The sequence below is a fragment of the Nonomuraea sp. NPDC003727 genome, assembly GCF_053586935.1.
The window spans coordinates 341,595-356,018 of record NZ_JBSFNE010000005.1; the positions used below are offsets into that span (position 1 = coordinate 341,595).

Here is a 14,424-nt window from a genome sequence, read left to right on the forward strand (position 1 = left end):
TCTTCTTGTTCGCCCAGCGCATCAGCGCCCTGATGGACGAAGTGATCGAGAGCCAGGCGGCAGCCGTGCGCGCGGCCGCCGATCTGATCACCGACTCCCTCGTCAGGGAAGGCGTGATCCAGGCGTTCGGCACCGGGCACTCCGAGGCGATCGCCATGGAGATCGCCGGACGCGCGGGCGGCCTGGTGCCGACCAACCGGCTCACGCCCAGGGACCTGGTCCAGTACGGCGGAGCCTCGCCCGACATCCTCACCCCCGAGCTGGAACGCGACCCCGAGGTGGCGCACCGCGTCTACGAGCTGGCCCCGGTCGAGCCGCAGGACGCCTTCGTGATGATCTCCAACTCCGGCGTGAACGGCTCCACCGTCGAGCTGGCCACGCTGGTCAAGGAACGCGGTCACCCCCTCGTCGCCATCACCTCCGTGGCGCACAGCAGCCGCATGACCTCGCGGCACGCCTCGGGGCGCAAGCTCATGGACCTCGCCGACGTGGTCCTGGACAACCTCGCCCCCTACGGCGACGCGGTGCTGCCGCTGCCCGGCGGCGACGCCTTCGGCGCCGTCTCCACCATCACCTCGGCACTGCTCGCCCAGCTGGTGGTCGAGCAGGTGGTAGCCGACCTGCTCGACCGAGGCCAGGAGCCTCCCGTCTACCTCTCGGCCAACATGGCCGGGGGCGACGAGCACAACCACGCGATCGAGGCGCGTTACGCGGGCCGCATCCGCCGCGGCGCCTGACAAGGAGCAACCCCCCATGAAGCACCTCACCCGCCGCGACCTGCTGCGTTCCGCCGTCCTCGCCGGGCTCGCGCTGCCCGCACTGAACGCCTGCGCGCAGCCGGTCGCCTCCGGCGGCTCGCCGGCGGCCCCCGTCCCGACCAGCTCCGCCAACCCGCTGGGCGTCGCCCTTGACAAGCCGTTCGAGGTCTGGATCTTCGACGGCGGCTTCGGCGACGCGTACGCCCGGGACATCCACGAGCCGATGCTCAAGAGCAGGTACGCCGGCCTGGAGATCAAGCACAACGCGGCCAAGGAGATCGGCAAGGCGCTGCAGCCGAGGTTCGCCGGCGGCAACCCGCCGGAGCTGGTGATGAACTCGGGCGACGGCAAGATGGACCTCGGCGCGCTCGTCCAGGACGGCCAGCTCGCCGACCTGACCCCGCTGCTCGACGCGCCGAGCTGGGACGACCCGTCCAAGAAGGTGCGCGACACGGTCGACCCTGGCGCGATCGCCCAGGGTTCGTACGACGGCGTCCCCCGCGCGATCAACTACGTGAACACGGTCTGGGGCATCTGGTACAGCACCAAGCTGTTCGAGGAGAACGGCTGGCAGGTGCCGAAGACCTGGGCCGACTTCACCGCGCTCTGCGAGACGATCAAGAAGTCCGGCAAGGCCGCCCCGTTCACCTTCGCCGGCAAGTACCCGTTCTACATCTACGAGACGATCCTGACTCTGGCCGCCAAGATCGGCGGCGGCGACGTGCTCAAGCGCATCGACAACCTGGAGCCCGGCGCATGGACCGCCGAGCCGGTCAAGCAGGCCGCCAAGGCCTTCGCCGACCTGCAGCCCTACCTGCTGCCCGGCACTGCCGGCCTGGACCACGTGCAGACCCAGACCGCGCACAACAAGTACCAGGTCGCGATGCTGCCCTGCGGGTCGTGGCTGGAGAACGAGCAGAAGGACGCCACCCCGTCCGACTTCGGGTACGCGATGTTCCCGCTGCCCGACTTCTCCCCGTCCGATGCCCTGCCGTACGGCACCCTGCACGCCCAGCCGGGCGAGCCGTACGTGGTGCCGGCCAAGTCGGCCAACGCCGGCGCGGGGCTGGAGTACCTGCGGGTCATGCTGTCCAAGGAGGGCGCCGGCCGGTTCACCGAGCTGGTCTCCACCCTCACCATCGTGAAGGGGGCGACCGAGGGCCGCTCGCTGAAGCCGGGCCTGGCCAGTGCGGCCAAGGCGTTGGAGACGGCCGGGGACAACACGGTCTACTTCCTGTTCAACTCCTGGTACAAGCCGCTGGAGGACGAGGTGGTCGCCGCCACCGGCCAGCTCATGGCGGGCAAGCTCGCCGTCGACGCGTGGGCGGAGCGGATCGACCGGAAGGCCGCGGAGATCAAGGCGGACTCCTCCGTGCGGACATTCACCCGATGACTCGCGGCAGGACAGGCTTCATCATCGGGTTCCTCGCCGTCCCGGTGACGCTCTACCTGGTCTACGTGATCGCCCCGTACGGCCAGGCGTTCTCCATCGCGCTCACGGACTGGCGCGGGGTCAGCGCCAGTCCCCGGTTCGTCGGCCTGGACAACTTCGCCAGGCTGGCCGGCGACAGGGTCTTCCTCAAGGCCCTCTGGCACAACGCCCTGTTGCTGGTGCTGCTCCCCTCCGTCACGGTGGCCCTGGCGCTGGTGATCGCGGTCCTCACCCAGCGCCACCGGTTCTACCGGGTCATGTTCTTCTTCCCCCAGGTGCTCTCGGTCGTGGTCGTCGCGGTGCTGTTCCAGCAGGTGTTCCGGCCGGACGCGAGTGGCATGCTCAACGCGCCGCTGGTGGCGCTGGGGCTGGAGCCGATCGGCTTCCTCTCCGACACGTCGGTGGCCTTCTGGGCCGTGCTCGCCGTCCTGATCTGGCAGGCGGTCGGCTTCTACGTGGTGCTGTTCACCGCGGGCATGGCCTCGATCCCGGCCGAGGTGGTCGAGGCGGCGGAGATGGACGGGGCGAGCCGGGCGCGGATCTTCTTCCGGATCACCCTGCCGCTGCTGCGCGACACCGTGCAGACAGGCTGGATCTACCTGGGCATCACGGCGATGGACGCGTTCGCGATCGTCTGGGTGATGACGGCGGAGCGGGGCGGGCCCGACTCCTCCACCACGGTGATCGCCGCCGAGGTCTACCGCAACGCCTTCGAGTACTTCAAGTTCGGTTACGCCTCCGCCATGGGCGTCGTGCTGTTCTTCTTCACGATCGGCTTCTCGGCGCTGACCCTCCGGCTGTCACGGCGCGAACGGATCGAGTTCTGATGCATCGCAGACTGAGCCATCTCGCCCTGCTGGCCTGGCTTGCCCTCACGGTCGTGCCCATCGTCTGGACCTTCCTGGCGTCGGTGAAGACCGAAGACGAGATCTTCGGCAACGCCTGGTCGCTGCCCGCCGTCCCGAGGTTCGACAACTACGTCCGAGCCTGGGAGCAGGCGCACATCGGGCAGTACATGCTCAACAGCATCGTCGTCGTGTCCCTCGGCACGTTCGGCACGATGCTGTTCGGCTCCATGGCCGCGTACGTGCTGGCCCGCTACCCCTTCCGCGGCAACCGGCCGCTGTACCTGCTGTTCGTCTCCGGCATGGCGTTCCCGACCTACCTGGCGCTCACCCCGCTCTTCTTCGTGGTGCAGAACGTGGGGCGGGCCCTCCCGTTCCTCGGGCTGAACACCCACGGCGGCCTGATCCTGGTCTACATCGCCTACTCGCTGCCGTTCACCGTGTTCTTCCTGGCCGCGTTCTTCCGCACGCTGCCCACGGCCGTGGCCGAGGCGGCGTTCGTGGACGGAGCCTCGCACGCCCGAGTGTTCTTCCGGGTCATGCTGCCGATGGCCAAGCCGGGGCTGGTCAGCATCACGATCTTCAACGTGCTCGGCCAGTGGAACCAGTACCAGCTCCCGCTCGTGCTGCTCAGCGGGGCCAAGGACAAGTGGGTCCTCACGCAGGGCATCGCCGAGATCTCCACCGCCGCGGGCTATGACGCGGACTGGGCCGCGCTGTTCGCCGCGCTCAGCACGGCCATCCTCCCCGTGATGATCGTCTACACGCTCTTCCAAAGTCAGATCCAGCGCGGCCTCACCGCTGGCGCGCTCAAATAAGGAGCACACCCCCCTTGCGACTCCTTCCATCCCTTCTCCTCGCCGCGGGGCTGCTGGCGGGGCCGCTCGCGGTCCCCGCACCCGCCGCCGCGGTCACGGCGGAGGCCGTGGCCGACCCGCTCAAGCTGATCCCCTCGCCTTCGTCCTGGACCGCCGGCTCCGGCTCGTACGGCTACAGCGCGAGCACCCGCGTCGTCGCCGAGACCGGTTCGCCCGCCGTGGGGAAGGTGGCCCAGACCCTGGTCGAGGATCTGACCGCGGCGGGCCGGCCGCCCGCGGGCCGCGCGCCCGTCACCCAGCCCTCCGCAGACGCGGGCGACGTGTCGCTCGCGATCGACCCCGGCCAGAGCGCGCTCGGCGCCGAGGGATACACGATCTCCGTCACCGACCGGGTGCGGATCGTCGGCTTCTCGGAGCGCGGCGTGTTCAACGGCACGCGGACGCTGCTGCAGATGCTGCACCAGGGCGCCACGCTGCCCGGGGGTACCCTCCAGGACACCCCGAAGTACGGCGAGCGCGGGGTGACGCTGTGCTCGTGCCGGGTCAGGCACTCCATGACCGCTCTGGAACGCCTGATCAGGGACATGGCGTACGTCAAGCTCAACCATCTCACCTGGGTGGTCAACATCAAGGACGAGACCATGCCCACGACCGACTGGACGTGGTACACGCCCGAGGAGATCCGCCAGGTCGTCGCGCTCGCCGACAAGTACCACATCACGGTGTCCCCCGAGATCAACCTGGTCCACTTCCGGGCGCCCGCCGGCTTCACCGAGGACCAGATCGCGCTCAAGGACCGGAACGGCAAGGTCGACTACGAGCGGGTCGACGTCAGCAAGCCCGCCGTGCTCGACGCCTACAAGAAGATGTTCGACGCCTACGCGCCCCTGTTCGGGCCCGACTGGCACATCGGCTCGGACGAGTACATGCTCGCCCGTAACCCGGACGACTATCCGCAGCTCAAGCAGGCCGCCGAGGCGAAGTTCGGGGCCGGGGCCACGTACGATGACCTGGTCACCGATCTGATCAACCAGATAGACGAGTACGCGGCCGAGCGCGGCAAGCGGCTTCGCATGTGGAACGACGGCCTGCACGCCACCGCCAAGGTGAAGCTCAACTCCAGGGTGGTCGTCGAGCACTGGACCACGATCCCCGGCACGCTCAGCCCGCAGCAGCTCATGGACCGGGGACACCAGGTCATGAACAGCACCGGCGCGCTCTACCTGGTACGCGGCGGCTCCTGGATGAACCCGCGCTGGCTCTACGACAACCGCTGGATGCCCACCACGTTCGCCGGTGACGTCAAGGTCGACGACCAGCCCGGACTGTCCGGCGCGAAGGTCAGCATCTGGCCCGACTACTCCTCGGCGCAGACCGAGCGCGAGGTCGAGGACGAGGCTTTCGGGCCGACGCGGTACATCGCCCAGCTCACCTGGCGGGCGACCTACCCCGAGCCCACCTTCGACGCCTTCCAGGCCAGGGTGACCGCGCTCGGCCGCGCGCCCGGCTGGGAGCGGGGCCGGGACACTCCCTACGCGGACGGCACTTACACCCTCGGCTCCGGCTCCACGTACCTGACCTACACCGGTGTCGGCAAGAAGCCCTCCGTCTGGAAGCTGAAGGCGACCGCCGACGGGTACTACACGATCGCCGACTGGACCGGCGGCCAGTGCCTGGCCGTGCCGTACCCCGGTGACGTGACCGATCCGCGCATGTTCCAGCAGCCGGGCACGAAGGTCGAGCTGCGCCCCTGCACGTCCGGCAGCAGGCTGCAGCGCTGGGAGTTCCGGGACGGGCAGCTCGTCAACGCCATCACCCAGCTGATCGTGGTGCCATCGGGCGGCCAGGCCGTACAGCAGACTCCGCCGCAGCGCGCCACCTGGAAGGTCTCTGCCGTCGGTGCCCCGAAGAACCTGGCCCTCGGGCGTTCGGTCACCGGCGACTCGCACCCGGGCCATGTGCCGGCCAACGCCTCCGACGGCGACCCGAACACCTACTGGGAGAGCAGCGGCCTGCCCGGGGACCTGACCGTGGATCTGGACCGGACCCGGCACGTGACGGGGCTGATCCTGCAGGTGCCGCCGAGCAAGGACTGGTTCGCCCGCACCCAGAGCATCACGGTGCTGACCAGCATCAACGGCAAGACCTACAGCACCGCGGTCGCCACCCAGGGCTACACCTTCGATCCCTCCTCCGGAAACATGGTCAGGATCGGCCTGTCCAGCCCGGTCCTCGCCCGGAAGGTCCGGCTGTCCTTCACCGGCAACACAGGTTGGAGCGCCGCTCAGTTGTCAGAGTTGGCGGTGTACAGCGAGGGCTTCCCGCCGGACGTCCCCGTCAACCTGGCCCTCGGGCGTTCGGTCACCGGCGACTCGCACCCGGGCTATGTGCCGGCCAACGCCATCGACGGCGCCCCGAACACCTACTGGGAGAGCCCGTCCCACGCCTGGCCGCAGCCGCTCACCGTCGACCTGGGCGCCACGCTCGGCGTCAAGCGCCTCGTGCTGCGCATCCCGCCCAGCCCGGCCTGGGCCGCCCGCACCCAGACCCTCTCGGTCAAGGCCGGCACCGACGGCACCACGTACGACACGGTCGTGGACAGCCGTGACTACACCTTCGATCCGGCGTCCGGCAACCAGGTGACGATCACGCTGCCGACCATGGCGGCGGCCAGGCACCTGCGCGTGGAGTTCACCGGCAACACCGGTTGGGCGGCGGCGCAACTGTCCGAGCTGGAGGCGTACAGCTCCTGAGCGCCACGGCCGGAGACGGCGGCGCGCAGGATCGGCGCCCCTCCGGTCCTGGCAGGCGGTCGGCCGAGGTAGTCGCCCCGGCCGGCCGCCTGTCCCCGTGACGCCCCCGCAGGCAGCGGGCGGCCCCGCATGGTTGTTCGGTGGGCAGCCAGGTGGATGTGTGGCGACGGTGTGAAAGTACTGGGCAGGTCGTGTGCAAACGGTCACCCGGCTGCGGGATCGCCCTTACCGTCGCAGGATATGCAGACAGTGGACGTACTGGTCGTGGGTGCGGGTCTGGCCGGCCTGTGCACGGCCCGCCTGCTCGCGCGACGGCAGCTGAACGTGATGGTGGTCGACCGCCGCAGGTCGCTGTCGACGGGCATCCGCACGACCGGGATCTTCGTGCGCCGCACCCTGGATGACTTCGACCTGCCGGACCGCCTGCTCGGGCCCGGTGTGCGGGACGTGCTGCTGTATCCGCCGTCGCGGCGGGCGCCGATCCGGCTCACCAGCGACCGGGACGAGTACCGCGTGGCCGACATGGCGGCCGTCTATGACCATGCGCGCCGCGCGGCGGAGTCGGCCGGGGCGCGGGTCATGCTGGGCGTGCGGTACCTCGACGCGTCGAAGGGTTTCGTGCGGTTCGCGGGGGCGGAGCCGGTGGCCGCCCGGTTCGTCGTCGGCGCGGACGGCGCCCGCTCCCGCGTGGCCCGTGATCTCGGCCTGGACGTCAACCGGCGCTTCCTCGTCGGTGCCGAGATCGTCCATCCGGTCGCGTCGGGCACGACGACCCCGGCGTTCCACTGCGTGCTGGACCCGCGGGTGGCTCCGGGGTACCTGGGGTGGGTCATCGACGACGGTCGGCATGCGCATGTCGGCGTCGCGGGATATCCGGACGCCATGCGCGCCGGCATCCGTCACCTGCTGGAGGCTTTCGCCGCGGACGCGCCCGGCCGCGCGGCGCCGACCGGCCCGGTCGAGCGCCGAGGTGGTCCGATCCCGGTCGGCGGTGTGCTGCGCCGGTTGGCGTGCCCCGCCGGGCTGCTCGTCGGAGACGCGGCGGGCGCGGTGTCGCCGCTGACGGCCGGGGGGTTGGACCCCTGCTTCCGCATGTCAGAACAGGCCGCGGCGGTCGCCGCCGAGTTTCTGCGTACGGGCGACCGGCGCGTGTTGCGCCGGTACGACGGGGAGGCGTTGCGGACCAGGTTCCGCGGCCGGCTGTTGTTGCGCCGCGTGTTCGCCGGCATCCGATCCCCGGCCGCGGCGGAGGCGGCCGTGGCCGTGCTGCGTGGTCGTGCCGGTCGTGCTCTGGCGGCGCGGATCCTGTTCGGCGACGGCTCGTTTCCGGGCGTCACCCCCGAGTTCGCGGAACCGGGGGTCGACCGTCCAGGCCGGTGACGCCGGGCCGGCCCGCGACGGCGGGGCCGCTTCGCCGTGTCCGTAAGTCCTCCGCGAGACGGAAGAAACCTCCGTTGTCAGAAATTTCCGGTATTGCCGTCATACGCGTCGTTGACCCGGAATGATCAAGGTTGGCCCGTGCCGCATGAGCGGGCCACCCGAACGACGATTGGGGGAACATGCGCACACGATCTTCTCTGCTCGCGGCCGCCTTCGCGGTGATGGCGGTGCTCTTACCCGCCTCGACGGCAGGAGCGGCCCTGGGGACGGCCGCTGAGGACGGAGTCACCGCGGCCGCAACAGGCGCCATCACCTGGGCGCCCTGCGAAGAGGAACCCTCCGCCGAGTGCGGCAAGCTGGCCGTCCCGATCGACTGGTCCGATCCGGGCGGGCCCACCATCGACCTCGCCATCGCCCGCCGCAAGGCCACCGACCCCGCGGCCCGCATCGGATCCCTGCTGGTCAACCCGGGCGGTCCGGGCGGGTCGGGCGTGGAGGCCGCCTACGGCGCTCCCGGTTTCTTCACCGAGGAGATCCAGCGGCGGTTCGACATCGTCGGCTTCGACCCCAGGGGCGTGGGTCGCAGCCATCCCGTGGTCTGCTCGGCGGCCCTGTACAACCAGATGCCGTACCCCGTCATGGCGAGCCAGGCCGACTTCGACACGTGGAAGGCCTACACCAGGAAGCTGCACAAGGACTGCCGGGCCCGCACCGGCCCCCTCTACGACCACGTCGACTCGGTCGACGTCGCTCGTGACATGGACGCCGTCCGCGCCGCCCTCGGCGAGGAGAAGCTCACCTACTACGGGCTCTCGTACGGCACGCTGATCGGTCAGATGTACGCCGAGCTGTTCCCGCACCGGATCCGGGCCCTCGCCCTCGACAGCACCATGGACCACAGCCTCGGCGTCAAGGCGTTCCTCGACACCGAGAGCGCCGCGGCCGAGGACGGGTTCGACCAGTGGGCCGCCTGGTGCGAGGCCGACTCCAGCTGCGCCCTGCACGGGCGCGACATCCGGGCGTTCTGGGAGAACCTGCTGGCGAAGGTACGGCGCGGCGAGGTGTACTACCCGGGCGTCAAGGACCGTCCGATGACCGAGCTGCAGCTCATCTACCAGGGCGTACTGGGGAACGAGGGGCCGAACTGGCGCCTGCTGACCGATATGCTCATCGCCCTGGACGGCGGGACAGTGCCCGAGGACGTGCCGCCGCCCCCCGGCCGACAGCCCGTGCCGGGGGAGCTCGCGCAGCTGCCGACCGTGATCCTCTGCCAGGACTACGACCTGCGGGTGCGCGACTACCGGCAGTACGCCGCGCTCATGCGCAGCTCCGCCCGCCTGGCCTCCGACATGCGGTACAACCCGATGCCGATCGAGGACCTGCCCATCTGCCTCAACCAGCGCGCCACCAACCCGCAGCACCCGCTGCGCTACAAGGGCAGTGCTCCGCTGCTGATCGGCACCTCGATGCACGACCCCGCCACCCCCTCCACCTGGGCCGCCAACGTGGCCCGCCAGCTCGGCCCCAAGGCGGTGCTGCTGACCTACGAGGGGTGGGGTCACCGCATCTACGGCAAGGACGAGTGCAGCACACGGCACTTCGACGAGTACCTGATCTCGCTGACCGTGCCCGCGCCCGGCACCCGCTGCTCCGTGGCCGCGGCCGAGACCATGGCCAACCGGCAGGCCCCGGCGTGGCCGTCGAGCCCGCTGCACTGGGCCGGTCCGGTCGCGACCCTGTCCCGTCCCGAGCCCGGCCACGCCTCCGCCGGCACGTCCCGCTGAGCCTCGCTCCAGCCTCCGCGGGCAGGTGCGCCCGTGGCCGGATGCGCGGTGAGTGCCACATCCGGCGGGGCCCCACACGGGGCCCCGCCGGTCGGGTGTCCGCGAACCCGAGCGTCCCGCGCCGGAGCGCGGGCGTCCGCCCGGGCCCGGCCTGTCGCCGGTACGGTGAACGCGTGGCGGCCTGGTCCCCGTCGGCTGGAGGTGCCCATGGTGTCCCGCGTGGCGAGCTGGCTGGGGCTGGTCGGCCACCTGTGCACGCTGCCTTTCTACCTGGCGAGCGGGCTGGTGGCGCCACTCTGGGCGATCCTCGTCCTTCTCGTGGTGTGGGCGGGCCTGCTGGGCGTCGCCGTGCGGGCCGTTCGCGGGCGCTCGGCCTGGGGGCTGGGAGTGCCGGTGCTCGCGGTGGCCGTCTGGCTCGGCGCCGTCTCGGCCGGGGAGGCGTTCCTGGGATGGACGGGCTGACCTCGGACGGCAGGCGCCGTACGGCGGGCGCTGACGCCGGGCAATGACGGGCTGACCTCGGGCGGCAGGCGCCGTATGGTGGGCGCTGACGCCGGGCAAACGATCCGCTGACGCGACCGCCGTCATGCTCTCCTCGGAAGGAGGCGGCGGTGGACCGGTGGGAAGAGGATCTGGCGGAGTTGGGTGGACGGGTACGGCACTGGCCCGCGGGCGCGGTGCTGTTCCGCGAGGGCGACCACGCCGACTGGGTCGTGTCGCTGCGATCGGGCAGGGTGAAGGTCACCTGTTCGACCGCGGCCGGGATCGAGGTCGTGCTGTGGCTGCTCGGTCCCGGCGAGTTGCTGGGGGAGTCGTCGGTGCTGGGCGAACGGATCCGCCCCGTGTCGGCCACGGCGCTCGAACCGGTCACCGGGCTGTGCCTTCCCGCCGCGGCGTTCGCGGGGCACCTGCGGACGCGGCCCCTCGTCGCGATCTCCCTGGTGAAGCTGCTGGGCCGGCGGCTGAGGGACGCCGAGGACAAGCTGGCCGAGTTCAACTCCTTCGACACGCTGGGTCGCGTGACCAGGCGTCTGGTGGAACTCGCCGACCGGTTCGGGGCGCGTTGCCCGGCCGGGCTGCGGATCACTCTCCCGTTGTCGCAGCAGGAGCTGGCGGGATGGACCGGTTCGTCCCGGATCGCGACGGCCAAGGCGCTGCGTGTCCTGCGCGACCGTGGCTGGATCGAGACCGGCCGCAGGGAGATCGTCATCCGGGATCTCGACGCCCTCCGGCGCCGCGCCGCAGGAACGCCCTCCGCCGCACGCGACCTCAGCGCCGCCGGATGATCCCCTGAGATGCCTGGTGTCCTCGGTACGGCCGGGCGGAGAGGCCCTTCAGCCTGGCCGGGCGAGTGGCGCGGTGCCCAGGTCGGCGTGGAGCCGGGCGGCCGCCTCCGTCTCGCCCAGGACTTCGAGCGACCGCGCCTCGTCGAAGGCGATTCCCAACCGGCGGGCGACGGCCAGGGCGCCGGTGGCGGCCCGTCCGGCCGCCGCCCGCCGGCCGGTGACCTGATGCACCAGCGCCGCCGCCCAGCCCATGCGGGCCGCCGCCGACGGCGTCAGGCGGGTCAGCCTGTCCATGTGACGTAGCACCATCGCGACGGCGGGATCGTCGGCCTCCAGCGCCCAGAGGACCTCGGCCAGCCCCGCCCACGCTTCGAGGGTGCCCCTGAGCGGCATGTCCGGCCGCGCGGCCGTGCGCAACGCGTCGTCCATGGCCAGGCGGGCGGCGGCGGTATCCCCGCCGAGCAGGTGGAACCGGGCGCGGGCCACGCCGAGCCGTACGCGCTGGATCGTCGGGATCTTCGCGCCGGCCCGGGCGAAATGGTCCTCGCCGAGCGCGGGCAACGCCAGTGTCGCCTCCTCGGCGGCCTTCAACACCGCGCCCACGCCGGAGGTCTCCTGGTCCGCGAGCCGTAGCAGCGCCTCGGCCTGTCCGGTCAGGCACCAGTAACCGGACAGCTCTTCCCCCATGCGCGCGATCGATGCCTCGGCCACCGCCGCCATCAGCGGCGCGGCGGCCGTGTAGCGGCCCCGCTGGATCTCCAGGTCGGCGAGGAGCCCGAGGCAGTGCTCCGCCAGGCGGGGATCGGCGGGATGCCGGCGGGCCAGGGTGAGGACCCGCTGCGCGGCGGTGAACCGTCCTTCGGCGGCCAGCCGCAGCCCCCGCGCGAGGCGGGCGCGGGAGACCGCCACAGGGTCCGCGACCTTGGCGATCTCCTCGTCGGCGAGACGGCCGTAGTAGCGGGCCGCCGTCTCGAAACCAGCGAGAGCGGTGACGACGGCGAAGTTCGCGTAGGCTTCGGCGCGTTCGACGGCCCCGCCCGCCCGCTCCGCCGCGTCCAGGTGGCGCACCACGCTGAGCAGCATCGTGCCGCCCTCCTGCCGGTGGTAGCCGAGTTCGGCCAGGACGGACAGGGTCCGCGCGGCCTCGGCGGCCAGCTCGCGCGCGGGCTCGTGCCGGGCGACTCCGCTCAGCGCGGTGGCGCGGTGGACCACCTGACGGGTCAACGCCGCGGCGACCGCCCCGGCCTTTCCGGCCCGCGTCGAGGGCAGCGGGCGATCGGCGACCGCCAGCGCGTCCCTGAACGCTCCCAGGCTCTCCGCGCCGCGCTCGAACTGGAAGTGCGCGATTCCGGCCAGCCGGTGCCATCGGGCCGCCGCCGCCCGCTCGCCGCGCACCGTCGCGATCATGTCGGAGGCCACGGACAGCGCTTCCGCGTAGCGGTGCCGGCGCAGGCACAGCGTCCAGTAGTCCTCCGCGAACGCCGCCCGCTCGGCGTCGGTGAGCCGGTGGACCAGGTGCCGCCAGGCCTGCCGGATGTCGTCGATCTCCGGCTCGAACTCGTCGAGCACGGCCCGGTCGGCATGGTCGCGGAGCCGGCCGGCGCGCTCCCGCAGGAACCGGGCGTACCAGTGGGCATGGCGGACCCGGGGCGACTCGTCGGTCAGCCGCGCGACCGCGCACTGCCGTACGAGCTCGTGCACCCGGTACCGGCCGTCGTCGTCGCGGCGCACCAGCGAATGATCGGTCAACCGTGCGATGGCCAGGACGGTCGTGGCCGCGACCGCGATCCCCGCGGCGAGCGTGAAGCCGCCGGCGAACACCGACACGGCGGCCAGGGCCTGCTGTTCACAGGTGGTGAGCAACTGCCACGAGGTGTCGAAGACGTGCTGCATGCTCGCGTGGCGCGCGGCGGCCGCCGGTGCCGGATGCACCAGCAGCGCCGCCGGAGCCTCCGCGGCGCGCTCCGGCGGAGCGTGCGCCTCCAGCTGGTCGGCGATCTCCTCGCAGGTCATCGCCCTGGTCAGCGTCGCGGCCAGCTCGACGGCGAGGGGCAGTCCGCCGACGGCGCCGCAGATGCGGTCGAGCGAGCGCGCGTCGGGGTCGACGCGCGGGTCGAGGCTTCTGGCACGTTCCACGAACAGTGCTCGCGCGGCGGCCCCGCGCAGGACCGGCACCTCGTGGACGTGCTCCGCGCAGATGCCCAGCCGGCGCCGCGAGGTCGCCAGGATCCGTACGGCAGGCGCCACCGCCAGGATCGCCCCGGCCAGCGGGGCCATGCCGGGCAGGTGCTCGAGATTGTCCAGGACCAGGACCAGGTTCCGGTGCCGGACGGCGGCGAGCAGCAGGTCGCGGGCGGGCCTCGGCGGTGTCAGGTCGACGCCGGCGGCCTCCGCCAGCGTCGTCACGACCACGTCCGTCCCACTCGTGGCCGCCGCCCGGGCATCGGGCGACCGGACTCCGGCGAACGAGACGAACAGCACCTCGCAGTCGGTTCGTTCGGCGACGGCGACGGCCAGCCGGGTCTTGCCCACGCCACCCGGACCGGTCAGCGTGAGCAGCCGCACCTCCCGATCACGCAGCTTCGCCGACACCCTCTCCACCTCGGCCTCGCGGCCGATCAGCCGGGTCAGCGGACGCGGCAGCCCGCGCCGCGCGGCCGGTCCGCTCGCCGGGGCGCCCCGTGATTCCCGGCGCGCACCCGCTCGGGGCCCGGCGGGGGCGATCCGCTGCCGCAGCGCCTCGGTGCGGGGGTCGGGCGCGACGCCGAGCTCCTGGTCCAGCGTCCGGCGGCAGGCCTCGTACTGCGCCAGGGCGCCCGCGCGGTTGCCCGTCGCCCAGAGCGCTTCGATGATCAGGCGATGCGCGCTCTCGTCCAGCGCGTCGACGTCCAGGACCCGGCGCGCCAGCCGTACGGCGTCCGCGCAGTCGCCCCGCTCCCGCGCCGCGTGCGCCCGCGCGCTCAGCGCCTGTACGGCGGCGCGCCCGGCCTGCCGCCGGCGCTCGGCCACCCAGTCGTCGAACCCTGGAGCGTTCGGGACCGCGAGATCGTCCAGGAAACCGCCCCGGTAGTCCGCCGGCACCGTGCCGTTCTCGACCAGGTCGGCCCAGTCCAGCGAGTACGGCCGACCGCGGTCGAACGCGACGTGGGTCCGGCTGATGATCAGATGATCGCCCACGGCGCGGCGCAGCTCCATCAGGGCGAGCCGCAGGCTTCCGCGTGCCTTCGCCTCCGAGCGGTCGCCCCATAACAGCCCGGCGAGGGCGGATCTGGTGTGCGGTGTGCTCTCGACGATCAGGTAGAACAGCACGGCCCGCGCCTTCACCGATGTCACCGGCACGGCGGAACCGTCCCCGGCGGTCAGTGACG

The 14,424-nt window shown here is 71.9% G+C and carries 10 protein-coding genes; 9 read left to right on the plus strand and 1 reads right to left on the minus strand.

Translation table 11 applies throughout. From position 1 onward, the window contains the following. The first annotated feature begins 5 nt into the window (after positions 1-5). The 9 genes from ACWDLG_RS15770 (at position 6) to ACWDLG_RS15810 (ending at position 11,056) form a co-directional block, all read left to right on the plus strand. Entirely contained in the window at positions 6-737 is a 732-nt protein-coding gene (locus tag ACWDLG_RS15770) for a sugar isomerase domain-containing protein (RefSeq protein ID WP_449920307.1), read from the plus strand. 16 nt (positions 738-753) lie between these two features. Next, positions 754-2,151, plus strand: coding sequence for an N-acetylglucosamine/diacetylchitobiose ABC transporter substrate-binding protein (gene ngcE / locus ACWDLG_RS15775; RefSeq protein ID WP_449920310.1), 1,398 nt, complete (start codon positions 754-756; stop codon positions 2,149-2,151). Beyond that, positions 2,148-3,017 (plus strand): carbohydrate ABC transporter permease, encoded by an 870-nt coding sequence (locus ACWDLG_RS15780; protein ID WP_449920312.1) that lies wholly within the window; start codon positions 2,148-2,150, stop codon positions 3,015-3,017. The genes ngcE and ACWDLG_RS15780 overlap by 4 nt, the downstream gene beginning before the upstream one ends. Then, positions 3,017-3,853 carry a carbohydrate ABC transporter permease gene (locus ACWDLG_RS15785; RefSeq protein WP_449920313.1) on the plus strand — a complete coding sequence of 279 codons (837 nt, stop codon included), beginning with the start codon at positions 3,017-3,019 and terminating at the stop codon, positions 3,851-3,853. The genes ACWDLG_RS15780 and ACWDLG_RS15785 overlap by 1 nt, the downstream gene beginning before the upstream one ends. Positions 3,854-3,867: 14 nt before the next feature. Next, on the plus strand, positions 3,868-6,606 hold the full coding sequence (locus ACWDLG_RS15790) for a discoidin domain-containing protein (protein WP_449920315.1): 2,739 nt from the start codon (positions 3,868-3,870) through the stop codon (positions 6,604-6,606). A 240-nt stretch (positions 6,607-6,846) separates the two neighbouring features. Next, complete coding sequence (locus ACWDLG_RS15795; protein WP_449920317.1) at positions 6,847-7,986, plus strand: NAD(P)/FAD-dependent oxidoreductase; 1,140 nt, start codon at positions 6,847-6,849, stop codon at positions 7,984-7,986. A 179-nt stretch (positions 7,987-8,165) separates the two neighbouring features. Continuing rightward, a complete protein-coding gene (locus ACWDLG_RS15800; protein ID WP_449920319.1) occupies positions 8,166-9,770 on the plus strand; it encodes an alpha/beta fold hydrolase in 1,605 nt (534 codons plus the stop codon). A gap of 219 nt (positions 9,771-9,989) precedes the next feature. Further along, entirely contained in the window at positions 9,990-10,232 is a 243-nt protein-coding gene (locus ACWDLG_RS15805) for a hypothetical protein (RefSeq protein ID WP_449920322.1), read from the plus strand. A gap of 149 nt (positions 10,233-10,381) precedes the next feature. Next, positions 10,382-11,056: a Crp/Fnr family transcriptional regulator gene (locus tag ACWDLG_RS15810; protein WP_449920324.1), complete on the plus strand. Its 675-nt coding sequence runs from the start codon at positions 10,382-10,384 to the stop codon at positions 11,054-11,056. A 48-nt stretch (positions 11,057-11,104) separates the two neighbouring features. On the opposite strand, the gene ACWDLG_RS15815 is transcribed toward ACWDLG_RS15810, so the two are convergent. Next, positions 11,105-14,395, minus strand: a complete 3,291-nt coding sequence (locus ACWDLG_RS15815) for an ATP-binding protein (protein ID WP_449920326.1) — start codon at positions 14,393-14,395, stop codon at positions 11,105-11,107. Positions 14,396-14,424 lie beyond the last annotated feature (29 nt).

What these genes read in the sequence shown, in the direction of transcription:
- ACWDLG_RS15785 (WP_449920313.1), top strand. Translation starts at nt 3,017, where the DNA reads ATGCATCGCAGACTGAGCCATCTCGCCCTGCTGGCCTGGCTTGCCCTC.
- ACWDLG_RS15800 (WP_449920319.1), top strand. Translation starts at nt 8,166, where the DNA reads ATGCGCACACGATCTTCTCTGCTCGCGGCCGCCTTCGCGGTGATGGCG.
- ACWDLG_RS15780 (WP_449920312.1), top strand. Translation starts at nt 2,148, where the DNA reads ATGACTCGCGGCAGGACAGGCTTCATCATCGGGTTCCTCGCCGTCCCG.
- ACWDLG_RS15795 (WP_449920317.1), top strand. Translation starts at nt 6,847, where the DNA reads ATGCAGACAGTGGACGTACTGGTCGTGGGTGCGGGTCTGGCCGGCCTG.
- ngcE (WP_449920310.1), top strand. Translation starts at nt 754, where the DNA reads ATGAAGCACCTCACCCGCCGCGACCTGCTGCGTTCCGCCGTCCTCGCC.